We start from the raw sequence: 13,742 nt of genomic DNA on the forward strand, positions 1-13,742 counted from the left end.
GTCGCGCTTACACCCGTCAAAGCCTCAACTCACTGAGCAGGAGGGTTAAGCAGTCTCAAGCTTGCAATTGGCACACTACTGTTGCTTGATTAATCGCTGATCCGAGCAGTGAGTCAACCACATGCTCAACCTCCTGAATCAGCCATAGGGAATTGACATACGAATGGCTAGCCCACCCCCTTCACGGTTGTATGCGCTGATAGAACCGCCGTGAGCGTCGCAAATAGCGGAAGCAATTGACAAGCCCAACCCAGTCCCTCCCAAAGGACGGGCGCGAGAACTTTCCGCTCGCCAAAAACGGTCGAATATACGCGTCAACTGGTCATCCTCCACCCCAGGTCCACGATCGGCAACAATCAGGTGAAGCGCACTTTCACATTGACTGGCCTTTATTTCTACGGACTTACCCGGTGCGGCGTAGCAGATCAAATTATCGATCAAAATGGAAAGGACCTGGCCAAGCCGATCTCTGTCAGCCAGCAACATTAACTCAGGCCCAACCTCGATCTGGATGACAACATTAGCCACAGCAAGCTGAGGTGCGGCCCACTCAAGTCGCTCCGACACCAATGCGTTCACCGAAAACAGACTTTTCTCCATCGCTAACTGGCCCGCCCGGGCCAAAGATAATAGATGCAGGTCACCCACCAGCCGATTCAACTGATCAAGTTGGCCCTTGACCAGCATCAACTGTTGCGGATCACTGGGGAAGACCTCATCCAACATCCCTTGCACACGCCCAGCCGCCGCATTAAGGGGTGTTCTTAACTCATGGGCAAGTACAGCACTGGATACCCGAATCTCACGCTCATATTGCTCGAGCTTGGCAGTCATTCTATTGAAGTCTTTCGCCAGCTTTATGATTTCAGCGGGGGCGCCAGGGACGCTCAGCGCACGCACCGAAAAATCGCCCTGCGCCACCTTTCGAGCGGCACGGGCCACATCCGAAAACTGCCGAGATAGCGGGCGAGAGGCCAGTAATCCGCCCAAAATAACAACGGGAATTGAAATCATGACAAATGAGGCTAGCCACAGCCAATCACGGCTCGCGATACCGGGGAGGAAGTCACGTACATCGTAATAACGCTGGAATAGCTCCCATAAGCGAGCCTCATTATGATGCGGATCTGCGCGAAGCTCTTCGAGTTCCGGTCTCACCGACGCAGGAATTTGCTGGGTCGTGTTGTAATCCCAAATTGCAAATCGCAGCCACATACCAAAGGCAATACTGAGGATGACACCAAGCGCGAGTGCACTCATCCGCAAGCAGACCCAATACCAGAGTGTAGAGCGATGTTTACGCGAAAATGGTAATTTCACTGCGTCCCCCGGAACCGGTAGCCGACGGCGCGTACGGTAACCAAAACATTGGCGATACCATTGGCCTCCAGCTTACGACGAAGATTATGGATATGCGCGTCGATGACTCGATCTAAAGCTCCGCTCTCTGGTAAGCACGCCTCCAACAGTTCACCACGGGTAAATGCTTTGAAGGGAGCTCTCAGCAACGTCGCCAATATATTAAATTCCGTAGGCGTAAGGTCCAACACAACACTGCCCTGTTCCAGACCTTCAACATGCGCGGTAAATGTTTGAAGATCCACCAACAGCGCACCATCGCGTAGCTGATCTTTTGATATAAGACGACTGGAATCTGTTCGGCGTAGTACAGCGACCACTCTGGCGACAACTTCTTTCGGATTGTAAGGCTTGACTATGTAGTCATCCGCCCCATAGCGAAGTGCGCCTAACTTATCAGGCTCATCACCGATTGCGGTCACCATAATGACCGGCGTGTCACCCAAACGGCGAATAGCGGAAAGAACTTCTGTGCCGCTCAACTTGGGCAACATGACATCCAGCAACACCAGATCCGGTTTCCAGCGTGCGTGCATTTCAACACCCCGAAGACCGTCTTCAGCAATAGCTACTTCAAAACCGTCTCGGCGAAGGTAGGCCTCAAGCGTACTTGCACTCAAGGCGTCGTCCTCAACCACCAGTATTCTTTTACCTACCATGCGAGCCTCTTAATAAAACCTTGATAATTTCCGCAACGATTCTTGAAAGTCTGCTGCCACCATCTCACTCCAAGATAACAGCGAATGGTTGAGTTGATGGCTACTTTCTTACCAACAGAGAATCAGACCGGTTTCTTCCGACGCAGTGGGACACTGGTATTCGGGGTGCTGCTCCCTGTAGTCATCAGTCTATCTGCTTGTTCACTGGCACCAACGTACCAGCGACCTGAAGCACCGATTCCAGCACGGTTTGACAGCTCGACGGTTCCCACCTCCAAGGTTCCGGAAGGAAGATCGGAACCGCTCTCTAGCCAGGAACGCCTTTTTCTTACGGCGTTTTCGACAAGCGATGATCTTGTCCCGCTCGTCGAACGTGCTTTGGCTAACAATCGTGACTTTAAAGTCGCGACGCTCCAGGTCGAACAAGCACGCGCGCTAAATCGAATTGATCGTGCACAGCAGTTACCCAGCGTGAATGCCTCAGTCCAACGCTTCCGGCAGAAATTCAATGATCCCAGCCTCGACGCTCGCTACGGGCAGAAATTGAGCGCTGCGACCATCGGCACATCGGATTTCGAGCTGGATTTCTTCGGCCGGGTTCGCAGTCTTTCCGACGCATCCAGGCATCGGTATATGGCCAGTGCTCAAGGACAACACGCGTTTCGCGGTGCTCTGATTTCAGAAGTTCTACGTGCCTATGTTATTGATCGCGCAGCTGCGGCTCAAGCGCAACAACTGCAAAACGCATATCTCGATACGCTGACCCTGCTCAATCTCGCCGAACGCCAACGAGACGTTGGGACGTTATCTGAAGATGAAGTGAACCTGCAACGCAGCGACACCGAACACTCACACGCAAGAATGCAGCAGGCTCAAACCGACGCGGCCGCCGCACGACATGCGCTGCAGTTGCTGACTGGCTACGCTGGCGCCTCCCCCGCGGGAAAGGTCGAGGAATTGGCCAACCCAAATGAGTCGCTCGACTGGCTGAATTCGTTGCCCTCTGAGGTGCTGCTGGAACGTCCCGACATCCTTCAGGCGGAGGAGCAACTACGGGCCTCAAATGCTGACATCGGTGCGGCCAGAGCCGCGTTCTTTCCATCAGTTACGTTGAGTACCTCATTGGGTACTGCCAGCGATGGTTTGGGAAACCTATTCGATGCAGGTGGCCGCGTTTGGACCTTCATTCCTCAAATCACGCTGCCCATTTTCAATCATGGCCGTAACAGCGCCAATCTCGATCTGGCACAGCTACGTAAACAGGCGGCTGTGGCCGACTACGAAAGAACCGTGCAATCAGCGTTCCGAGAAGTATCCGATGTGCTCACAGCCCGCAACGCGCTGATTGAACGAGTGCGCAGCGAGCGTGGACTGGGGATCACAGAGGATGAACGTGTTCGGCGAGCGACTGCGCGCTTCGACGCAGGATGGGAGGACCAACCGCGGCTGTTGTCGGCACGCCTGCGGCTCCACCAAACCCGCATCGACGGTATTTTCGCGCAACGGGACTTAGCCCTCAATCGTATCGCCCTTTTCCACGCCTTCTATGGCGTAAGCATGAACGCTCCAGCAACGTTAGGAAAAAAATCATGAAAAAACTTTCTGCATACGCATTACGACGCTCTGTTGCCCAAGTGTTCTACGGTTCGGTGATGTCCTTGCCCCTGGCTCTTCAGGCGCAGGCTGAAACAGCTTCAATCACCGACAGCATCTTTGGTGGCGATACTCAAGCCAGCGTCGGTGTCGGTGTTGCTGGTGGGCCCCGCTACATGGGCTCAAAGGATTACCGGAGTGTACCGGTTCCGGTTCTCTCGCTAAGCCGCGGCATTTTTTTTGTTGATACCTATCGAGGGCTAGGCTTGCAATGGCAGTCGCCTTCAGGCTTCTACATCAGTCAGTCCTTTTTCTACGACGCTGGCAGGGATGATCGCAATAACGACTTTAGACCTGGGGCTAACCGACTCTCAGGCATGGGCGAGGTCGACAGCACAGCAACTAGTATTCTGTATCTAAGTCAGCAATTGACGCCGTGGCTCTCGGTCAATGGCGAAGCCGAATTTGCGCTGGATGGCGGAGAAAGGGGCACGCGCTATCGCGCCGGACTCGAAGCGACGGTGTTGAACCAGTCAAGAGACATCATTGTGCTTGGGCTTGACGTCCGAGCTGCCGATCATCGCTACAACCAGGCCTATTTCGGCGTAACTGGTCAGCAATCTCAGCAATCGAGGTTTACCGCATTTACTCCTGGAGGCGGCCTGAATCAGTACGCTCTGAACGCGAACTGGACTCATAAATTTGACGAAAACTGGTCAACGTATGTGCTGGTAACCGCATCGGAATTGGGCGGAAAAGTTGAGGACAGCCCTCTGATCGAACGCAAAGGCGCGCTGAGCGCCGTTACCTCCATCAGTTATACGTTCTGACCCTGCTAGACGGCGGTCGCTCAACTATCAAACATCGGGAATACATGTCGTGATCCATGCCCCTCGCGCGCCTCTTGTACCGTTAATAATGATGTTAAGTCTAATTGCAGGGTGCGGCCGTTCAACGCCGCCCCCACAAACCCCGCCCCGTTCTGTGAAGGTTGAAACCGTGCGTGATAGCGAGGGCAATCGCCTTCCTATCACGGGCCGGGTCCGGATTGAACAACGCGCTGATCTGAGCTTTGAAGGTTCAGGCCGTATAGCTTCCATCGCCGTGGATGTCGGCGATACGGTTCGGCGAGGCCAAACACTCGCACGGCTGGATCCAGAGCCTGCACAACTCAAACTACAACAGGCCCGTGCGGATGTGAGCGCCGCCAAAGCGCAAAAAGCCGAACGAGATCTGAATTTTCGCCAGCAGCAAGCATTGTTTGATGATCGCGTGATCTCACCCGCGACCCTCGCCGCTGCTCGTGCAGCCTACCTGAGTGCCAACGAGCAGTTGGACAGCGCAAAGGCAACAGAAGCGCTGGCCAGTCGAGCCGTGCGCACCAGCGCCATTGTGTCGCCATTTAATGGACGCATCGTCGCTCGTTCAGTTCAACCCTTCGTAGATGTGACAGCAGGACAAAGCGTGCTTCAGATTGAGGGCGCCGAGAAGGCTGAAGTCGTCGGCATGCTTCCTGCCGCGTTGGTTACTAAACTTAAGCCAGGGGATGTCGCATCGGCCTATACAAACGCAAACCCTGCGCAAGACGTCTCCATCCGATTGGAAAGCCTGTCCAGTCGCCTGGAAAATGGCGCGCTGGTACAAGCCATCTTCCGTCCAGTCGAACCAAGCAGCGAACTTCGCAGTGGCGAGACGGTGCTAATTACGTTACCAATAGCGCAAGCGCATGCGCCTTCTGTGCCGGTTACGGCACTTATCCCACAAACACAGAGCAAACAAGCAAGTGTCTTTGTGTACGATGCAGCCACCGCCAAAGTCAGCCGTCGCGAGATCACCCCCGAAACGGTGGAAAACGGTCGAGTACTCGTACGTGACGGCCTTGCCGTCGGCGAAACCGTCGTGGTTGCAGGCGCCGCATTCCTGGTTGATGGGCAGGCGGTACGTCTGTATCAACCCGCCACACACATCGGCCGGGACAAAGCCTTATGAACCTGACTCGAAGCGCACTCGGCGCGAGCCGGCTGACCTTATTTACCGCACTCCTGATTTTGATAGGCGGGGTATTAACGTTTCTGCGGTTTCCCTCCCAAGAGGAGCCAACGATCACCATTCGTGACGCGCTCGTTGCAATTTACTTTCCGGGTATGCCGGCAGAACGCATAGAAAATTTGCTAGCCAGACCGACCGAAGAAAAGTTACGCGAACTGGCGGGCATAAAAAAGATCATCACAACCGTGCGCCCCGGAAGCGCGATGATTCAGATCACGGCATACGACCAGGTCAAAGACCTTAGTGCGCTATGGCAGCGTGTACGCGCTAAGGCGAGCGAGGCAGCGGCAGGATACCCGCAGGGCAGCCTGGGACCGTTTGTCGATGATGATTTCGGCCGCGTGGCCGTGGCATCCGTCGCAGTTACCGCGCCCGGCTTCAGCATGAGCGAAATACGCGAGCAACTTAAAAATACTCGTGAGCAGCTCTACGCGTTGCCAGGCGTTGAACGTGTCTCTATATACGGCTTGCAAGAAGAACGCATCTACCTCGAATTTGACCGCCAGCGCTTGGCTGGCCTCGGGCTGAGTCCCAACGCCGTACTGGAACAACTGCGTACTCAAAACGTTGTGACACCTGGAGGACTGCCCTCTGTTTCCGGATCGGCTTTCACCGTGATGACAACCGGTGAGATGCGAACTCTGGACGACCTGCGTCGCTTTCTAATCTCCGCACCGAGGGGCAATGACACAACAGTTGTGGCGTTGGGTGAATTGGCAGACGTTCGTTTGATGCCAGCCGATCCGCCGGAAACGGCGGCAATTTATGAGGGGCAACCGGCCGTCGTACTTGCCGTTTCGATGGCATCCGGGCAGAACATCGCAGCTTTCGGCCTCCAATTACGGCAACGATTGAACGAAATCGCCAAACAACTACCGGCCGGTTTTTCCCAACACGTCGTGACCTTCCAGGCCGACGTGGTTGAGCGTGAAATGGGCAAGATGAATAGCGTGATGGCCGAGACGGTCATTATCGTGATGGCTGTAGTGATGTTGTTTCTGGGCTGGCGCACCGGGCTTGTGGTGGGGGCAATCGTGCCGCTAACTATTCTCGGGTCATTAATTGTCATGAGCGCGCTGAAGGTCGAACTGCAAACGGTGTCCATCGCAGCGATCATCATCGCCCTGGGACTTCTGGTGGATAATGGCATTGTGATTGCCGAAGACATCGAACGACGTCTTCAGGCCGGAGAGGAACGTCGCTCTGCTTGCATAGAGGCAGGGCGGACGCTAGCGATTCCACTGTTGACTTCATCGTTGGTTATTGTGTTGGCGTTTTCACCTTTTTTCCTAGGTCAGACCAGCACAAATGAGTACTTGAGATCACTTCCGATAGTGCTCGCTGTAACGCTGCTGGGGTCGTGGGTATTGAGCCTGACGGTGACACCCTTGTTATGCCTTTACTTTGCCAAGGCGCACGCCCCAGCAGACAATAATCAGGCAGCCTACGATTCAAAACTGTATCGGGGCTATCGGCGCGTTATCCAAGCGCTCATGCTCCATAAACTGATGTTCATTGCCGTGATGCTGGTTATGCTGACTGGAGCCGTTGCGGTACTCGCGTCCCTCCCCTACAGTTTTTTGCCTGAATCAGATCGGCTGCAATTTCAGATGCCATTGACGCTAGAACCCGGTACCGATTCTCGTCAGACACTGCAGACCGTCAAGGACATCAGCAACTGGCTAGCGAATGACCAGGAAAATCCAGAAATTGTCGACAGCATCGGCTACGTCTCAGACGGTGGCCCACGCATCGTACTGGGATTAAATCCACCGCTGCCTGCGACGAACGCAGGCTACTTCACCATCAGTGTGCGCCAAGGCAGTGACATGGATGCGGTGATCGCTCGTGTGCGCAACCATATGCTTGCGGCGTACCCGCAAGTGCGTGCTGAGCCAAAGCGATTTTCCTTGGGCACCACCGAATCTGGAAAGGCGGTCTATCGCGTCAGCGGACCGGACGAGACCGTATTACGTGCAGCGGCCAATCATATAGCTAAGGCTTTGCATGGTCTGCCAGGCACGGTCAACGTGCAGGACGATTGGGATGCTCGAATCTCAGGTTACGAAGTGGTGGTTGACCAGGTACGCGCCCGACGCGCGGGCGTGACCAGCGCCGATGTCGCTCAAGCGCTGCAGACTCGATACTCAGGCGCACAGGTGTCTCAGATCCATGACGATGACACGACCGTGCCAATCATGCTGCGTGGGTCGATGACTGAGCGTGACCAAGCTGAAGACGTGGGTAGTACATTGATCTATCCGCAAGCGAACGGCTCGCCGGTTCCGCTGGCGGCTATAGCGCAGGTGACGCTCAGTTCAGAGCCCTCTGCGATTCAGCGTCGCAATTTAAACCGGACCATTACCATCTCAGGCCGCAATCCTGAGCTGACGGCGGCGACCCTAGTCGCGCAGATTGCACCTAAGGTGGCAGAGTTTAAACTTCCACCTGGATATCATATTGAAATTGGCGGGGAGATGGAGGAATCCGCAGAGGCCAATGAGTCGTTAGTGCAATATATGCCAGTTGCCGTATTGTCGATGTTGTTACTGTTCGTCTGGCAATTCAACTCGTTCCGAAAACTGCTGATCATCGTTGCCAGCATCCCTTTTGTACTGATTGGCGCCGCGCTGGCCTTGGTAGTGACCGGCTATCCATTTGGATTTATGGCCACATTTGGATTGCTGTCCTTGGCAGGGATCATTGTGAATAACGCGGTCCTGCTGCTTGAGCGAATCGAGGTGGGTGTCGCCGAAGGCCAATCCCGTCACGATGCTGTCCTGACGGCAGCAGTAGAACGGCTAAGGCCTATCTTGATGACCAAACTGACCTGCATTGTCGGACTGATCCCGTTGATGATGTTTGCCGGCCCTTTGTGGACAGGCATGGCGATCACGCTAATTGGTGGTTTGGCACTCGGCACCTTAGTTACATTAGGGTTGATCCCAGTGTTGTATGACCTGCTTTTCGCGGGCGCCATCGGGGAGCGGATCACCAACAACGAGAAAGAACAGCACGTTTAGACATGGAAGCGTCCGACTGAGGACGCCTTCCCGGCGTTGGGCGATACCGGGCGTCGGTCGCAACCATTTTTCGATGTGACCGATGTCTCGCCGACGGGCCCAGCCTTGAGCGAGAGTACGGATGATTACCATTGGAAGTAATGCTCCGACGAAACGCCGGCGCTATTGCAACCGATCGGACGCTCTTCACGCCACTTCAGCGCAGATTGAACTGCATGAGCGGCGCTAGACGAGCTTTCCCCTCTGTCGTAGCGTTGCGTTCCATTGGGCAAAGACTGTGAAGGGAGAAATCACATGAGCACCACAAGAAAATTCGTGATGGTTTTGTCTGCCGTGGGCATTTAGGGCGGATGCGCCGTAACAACTCTGACACTCTCGCTCGCAAACCCATGAGCACGCTTGAGCAGGATCGGCAATTGGTCACCATGGGGATTTTTCGGCCATCTGTTTTGGAAACTGATGCCGAATTGGAGAAGATTTCGCCTAACAGTCCTAGAGCCCTACAACCGCTGAGACAAAAGCTTGCGGCCACTCAGCAACAGCAGAACAGACTTCAAGCAGAGGAAGCCTTACACCCGCCAGCTACAGCCACTTCGCAACCGGAAGACCAACAACAGCGCATGTGTTCTTTGAATAATAGGGCCGCCGTATATTTAGTGCCTTGCTAAAGCATTCTGCGCACAGTTCCTGCGAACGCGGGTTAGAGTGACTCACGCTGGTACGCCCTGCTAAGGCCCGAAGCTTGACCAAGTAAGCGTAGAGCTTAAACAGCTACAGTGTGTCCTACCACTCCCCACATCGCTCCAGGGCTGGATCAGGCCGATGCCGATCAATTCGCGGAGTCGAGATACTGAGTGTGGATTACCCGCTGCATTCGGATCCGATGCACGTTGACTTGTCTATCTCCAACCTGATGGCGGGCCTCTGCGACAAAAAGGCCTATCCAGCGAGACCTAGGATGTTCACCTTGCCCAGAACGATGAGCTCAAAACCGGGCGCTAATCACAGATTAATCAATATCCATTGCCTTTAGGCGATCTATTACGTTGATCAACTGCTCCACCTCGACCATAAGCTTCACGGCATCATGGGGATGGCCTGAGCGTTTAAGATTGAACGCTAGCTCAGCAAGCCGCTCGGCATACAATTCAAGCTTGCTGAGGATAAGCGAGCGCTCGAACGTGGACGTTTGGGCCATCACAGCACCTTTTTTATTATCATGGCCTCTCAAATTAGGCCGAGCCCATTAATAAACGGTCGAGTTATTGTGAATTTTTCGTTAAGACGTCAATTTTTATAAAAAAATACTGTTCTCGCCAAAAAAAACTCCAACCAATTGATTCATAATGAAATATCAAAAATAGACCGAATCAGCCGTACTACTAACTGTTGCGGCGGCATGGCGAATGGCTGCGCTGGAGCAACAGCTCTCAGGCTCAGAGAGCTGTGGATAGCCTCTACGCTATTCGAATATAGATTTCGCCTAATGAGACCGGGGTACATGCTTAAGGTCCCAGTCCGCGTCAAGCAACTAAGTGCAGACATAACGGCCAGCGATCAGTAGTCCAAGTCTTATCTGCCAAAGGGTCGCATTTGAATATCACTACAGATTGATCGACCACTCATCATCTAAGTCTCTGAATATCCGGCCATTGATAAGAAATTGATAGACTCTTCATACAATCTTGATAAATAGATGACAAGCTAGAGGCACAAGTAGTAAAAAATCCGTTTTAGCGGCCACTTGCCTAATAAATAGGAGTAATCCTATTTAAAGTCTGGTGGCCCTCCGCCATAGACATTTTCTCCTTTGGGGCTATGGCGTTTTTCTCCTGCAGCTGTCGCCTTAGGCCTGGGCTGCCAAGACCTGTCGGCAACTTTAGTGCTGGATCGTAGATTTCATGACCTAGCTAGCACCTATCAGAAGAAGGATCTTCACCTAACCCGCATTGAACGCCAGTACCGTCTACGTGCCACTCACTAGCCATGCTAGGCAGTACATCAAGCGAGCGGGTTCGTTTAAGTCAGTTGTTAGCAGGAAGCTCGTATCTTCTAAAACGAATGTGAGACCTAACGATGCATCCCCGTCTACCATCCAAAAAAAGGCCTTGGGCACGGAGATAAAGCGATGTCAGAAACGCATAGTGGTGATAGTGATACGCAGCTGCAGAACACGGCTGCGCTCTAAGCTACATAGATGGCGAGGACCGCATTATCGTCAGTTTTCCGTTCCAGGCATGTAGCAACGGGAAGGAGGTCGATTCATGTATGAGTCCCTACAAGGCATCGCCGCCATCGCGGCCGCCAACCAGTTTTTTGATGACTTGTGCCAGTTGGTGGACGATAGAGAAGAGCTGCCCCTTTTACGACCTCAGGTCGAAGCATATCGCTGGAAGGCCCTCAATCATGCGGGAGCGGGGAACACATATCATCAAATGCGAGGGTTCCTGTGTGGTCTGATGGTCTCCGAAATATTGGACGTTGAACAAGGCCGGCACCTGCATCAGCGCCTCGAAAATAGTTATGACGGTGGATGGAGTTGATTAGGGCTCCAGCCGGCAGGAGAGACAGCTGAGAGGTAAAAATAGTTGCGATATCGTGTCCATCCTTAGTTTTGTTTTGCGATGTCCTAACCGTCCTGTGAGGGGAACGGCTCGGCATTCTTAGAATAGCCACCCCTCACATACCGCCTGAAAAAACGCATCAGGACGACAGAAATTGTGACTTATCAGGGAATATAGGACAGCAACCGCATGGAAGCCTAGATCAAATGTTGGATCTTTAGACGTTACCTAGCGGGTCTGCCCTTTGATAACAGGGCTACCTCTATGTACGATCTCAATAGCTTCCGCTCAATTGAAAAGCTGTTCTATAGTCCCATCGAAGCAGCAATACGCTGGTGCGATCTTATTGCTCATGAGGCTCAGATTCTGGAGTTAACATGGGACACCCCAGGGCGAATTATCCACGGCTTTCCACAATGGCCATGCTTGCACATCAACACAGAAAAAATTCTGGATGCCATTCGAAACCACGAACTACCTTACGGAGCTCTGGGAACTACGGTTGCACCAGGTACTCCCGTCGATATTAAATTACTGACTGTCAGGCATTCGGATTTAAAGCGGTGGATGTTTCACTACCATCCAGATCAGCGCCCCACCTTCCTTTTCAGCCCAATTGCCGCCGATCAGGTTGCGATCCATTACAGCACCTACTTGATATTACAAGCAGATCGGGACGCCTTACAGGTGCAGTTAAAGGCAACCGAGAAACACCTCCAAACGCTGATCGATGAGCTCAAAGCAGCTGGGCTGGAGCGCGAGAATCTGCGCGTGCTTGCCGAAAACAAAGAGCAGGTCAGTAACCAAAGCAAAGCGAGCTACCTGAATGTCATTGGAGCGCTGGTAAATACCATACTGGGATCGTCCTCAACAGGAAGAAAGCACTCTATATTCGATAGCCAGGCTTCCATCGTCGACTCCATAACCGCGTATTACGACGGAGTACCAGGGCTGAGCAAGCGATCGTTGGATGAGAAATTTGCGGCCGCAAAACGTAGTCTCGCCCAAGCCAAAAGATGAGGGTTGCACCGCAATCACCGACGTTGCATTGCAATGACCGGCAGTGTTTTTTGGTATTGAATCCAGGTCACTTCCCACCCAACGCCATCTGGCTCTAGGAGTGACCACCATGTCCCATCAATCCTCCCCCACCGTTGCTGCGACGCCAAAACAAATCGAACGTCATATCATGCGGCGCGACGAGGTAGAGCGTAAAACCGGTTTCAAGCGTGCCCACATCTACAACTTGATGAAGGAAGGTAAATTTCCTCAGGCTAGACGCATTGGCATGCGTGCGGTCGGCTGGGACTCGCTGGAGATTGAGCAGTGGGTCGTTGAACGCTTAGATAAACTGGCCTGATGCCATGCGTGTGATTTCGGTGGTATCCACCAAAGGTGGGGTGGGCAAAACCACAATAGCCGCCAACCTTGGCGGTCTATTGGCAGATGCGGGTCTGCGCGTTCTGCTACTCGATCTGGATAGCCAACCCACCCTCTCCAGCTATTACGCCTTGAGTCAGAAGGCTGATGTGGGTGCGTACGAGTTCATCGCATTCAACTTAACAACCCCTGCGCAGTTCATTTCCAAGACAGTGATTACAGGACTTGACCTGATCCTATCCAACGATGACCAAGGCCGACTTGGCTCACTGTTAATACACGCCCCGGATGGACGGCTGCGGCTGCGCAATCTGTTAAGTATATTGCGCCCCCATTATGACCTGCTGTTGATCGACACGCAGGGTGCACGCAGCGTCCTGCTGGAGGTGGCCCTATTAGCCTCCGATCTCGCCCTTTCCCCTATCACTCCGGAAATGCTCGCGGCCCGCGAACTGCGCCGCGGTACCTTGAAGCTGCTCAGTGAGCTCGAACCGTTTAGTCACCTGGGCATTTCGCCGCCACCCTTGCGGCTATTGCTTAACCAAGTGAACGCCAATCGGGTAGACAGCCGGATGATCATCAATGGCCTGCGTGAAAGCTTCGCTAAGGTGACCAACATCTCAGTTCTAGACACCGTAGTTCCAGACCGAGTGGCTTATCTCAATGCCGCCTCCCTTGGTCTACCAGCCCACCGTATCGAGACTCGCCAGTCACGTGAACGACGCTCGTCCTCATCATTGGAAACCATGCAAGCGCTGGCTATTGAGTTGTTTCCGGAATGGCGCGAAGCGATTTCTAGGTTGAGTAGATACGCAGAGGTTCGATAAGGCGAATTCCGAAGACGGTATTTTGTTTGTTCAACCTTGAGGCCAACAGCGTTTGGCGAGGAGTCTTTGGATGTTGGATCAGTTTCCCATCATCGTTCAGCCATCCATTCGGCAAGATCATCCACCTAGTGAAGAGTACTGCACTGTGGTCTTTCGCCTGCAGCGTGGGCGCTCGGCCATGGGTAGGTTTCTCGCGAAACTGTCTCGGTATTTCGAAGGTTCGGGAACAGCCGAGATCGTTAAGTTTGAGGTCGGTGACCATTTGCGTAACCGGCGTTAACTGAGGCT

12 protein-coding genes are annotated in these 13,742 nt (G+C 53.5%); 9 read left to right on the forward strand and 3 right to left on the reverse strand.

The annotated features are described in order from the left end of the window. Positions 1–138 precede the first annotated feature (138 nt). A complete protein-coding gene (locus tag P5706_RS16815) occupies positions 139–1,260 on the reverse strand; it encodes a sensor histidine kinase (protein ID WP_078466821.1) in 1,122 nt (373 codons plus the stop codon). Positions 1,261–1,316: 56 nt separating this feature from the next. After that, a complete protein-coding gene (locus P5706_RS16820; RefSeq protein WP_054895811.1) occupies positions 1,317–2,018 on the reverse strand; it encodes a response regulator in 702 nt (233 codons plus the stop codon). Between the two features lie 84 nt (positions 2,019–2,102). Here P5706_RS16820 and P5706_RS16825 point away from each other — a divergent pair, with 84 nt between their 5' ends. The 4 genes from P5706_RS16825 to P5706_RS16840 all read left to right on the forward strand — a co-directional run bounded on the left by P5706_RS16825 (position 2,103) and on the right by P5706_RS16840 (position 8,683). After that, complete coding sequence (locus P5706_RS16825; protein ID WP_197432295.1) at positions 2,103–3,611, forward strand: efflux transporter outer membrane subunit; 1,509 nt, start codon at positions 2,103–2,105, stop codon at positions 3,609–3,611. Next, positions 3,608–4,441 carry a MipA/OmpV family protein gene (locus tag P5706_RS16830; protein ID WP_070413656.1) on the forward strand — a complete coding sequence of 278 codons (834 nt, stop codon included), beginning with the start codon at positions 3,608–3,610 and terminating at the stop codon, positions 4,439–4,441. The genes P5706_RS16825 and P5706_RS16830 overlap by 4 nt, the downstream gene beginning before the upstream one ends. 91 nt (positions 4,442–4,532) lie before the next feature. Further along, on the forward strand, positions 4,533–5,600 hold the full coding sequence (locus P5706_RS16835) for an efflux RND transporter periplasmic adaptor subunit (RefSeq protein WP_256670895.1): 1,068 nt from the start codon (positions 4,533–4,535) through the stop codon (positions 5,598–5,600). Next, positions 5,597–8,683 (forward strand): efflux RND transporter permease subunit, encoded by a 3,087-nt coding sequence (locus P5706_RS16840; RefSeq protein ID WP_070413658.1) that lies wholly within the window; start codon positions 5,597–5,599, stop codon positions 8,681–8,683. Before P5706_RS16835 ends, P5706_RS16840 begins: the two co-directional genes overlap by 4 nt. 1,009 nt (positions 8,684–9,692) lie before the next feature. Here P5706_RS16840 and P5706_RS16845 read toward each other — a convergent pair. After that, a complete protein-coding gene (locus P5706_RS16845; RefSeq protein WP_070411906.1) occupies positions 9,693–9,881 on the reverse strand; it encodes a hypothetical protein in 189 nt (62 codons plus the stop codon). Positions 9,882–10,947: 1,066 nt separating this feature from the next. Here P5706_RS16845 and P5706_RS16850 point away from each other — a divergent pair. The 5 genes from P5706_RS16850 (at position 10,948) to P5706_RS37030 (ending at position 13,734) form a co-directional block, all read left to right on the forward strand. Beyond that, on the forward strand, positions 10,948–11,226 hold the full coding sequence (locus P5706_RS16850; RefSeq protein WP_070411907.1) for a hypothetical protein: 279 nt from the start codon (positions 10,948–10,950) through the stop codon (positions 11,224–11,226). A gap of 285 nt (positions 11,227–11,511) precedes the next feature. After that, a complete protein-coding gene (locus P5706_RS16855; RefSeq protein ID WP_070411908.1) occupies positions 11,512–12,267 on the forward strand; it encodes a coiled-coil domain-containing protein in 756 nt (251 codons plus the stop codon). A gap of 109 nt (positions 12,268–12,376) precedes the next feature. Continuing rightward, positions 12,377–12,607, forward strand: coding sequence for an AlpA family transcriptional regulator (locus tag P5706_RS16860; protein WP_070411909.1), 231 nt, complete (start codon positions 12,377–12,379; stop codon positions 12,605–12,607). Between the two features lie 4 nt (positions 12,608–12,611). Then, positions 12,612–13,454, forward strand: coding sequence for a ParA family protein (locus P5706_RS16865; RefSeq protein WP_070411910.1), 843 nt, complete (start codon positions 12,612–12,614; stop codon positions 13,452–13,454). A gap of 70 nt (positions 13,455–13,524) precedes the next feature. Beyond that, positions 13,525–13,734, forward strand: a complete 210-nt coding sequence (locus P5706_RS37030) for a hypothetical protein (protein WP_070411911.1) — start codon at positions 13,525–13,527, stop codon at positions 13,732–13,734. Positions 13,735–13,742: the final 8 nt, after the last annotated feature.

It is taken from the genome of Pseudomonas sp. ChxA (genome assembly GCF_030263855.1).
GTDB classification, from domain to species: Bacteria; Pseudomonadota; Gammaproteobacteria; order Pseudomonadales; family Pseudomonadaceae; genus Aquipseudomonas; species Aquipseudomonas fluorescens_CB.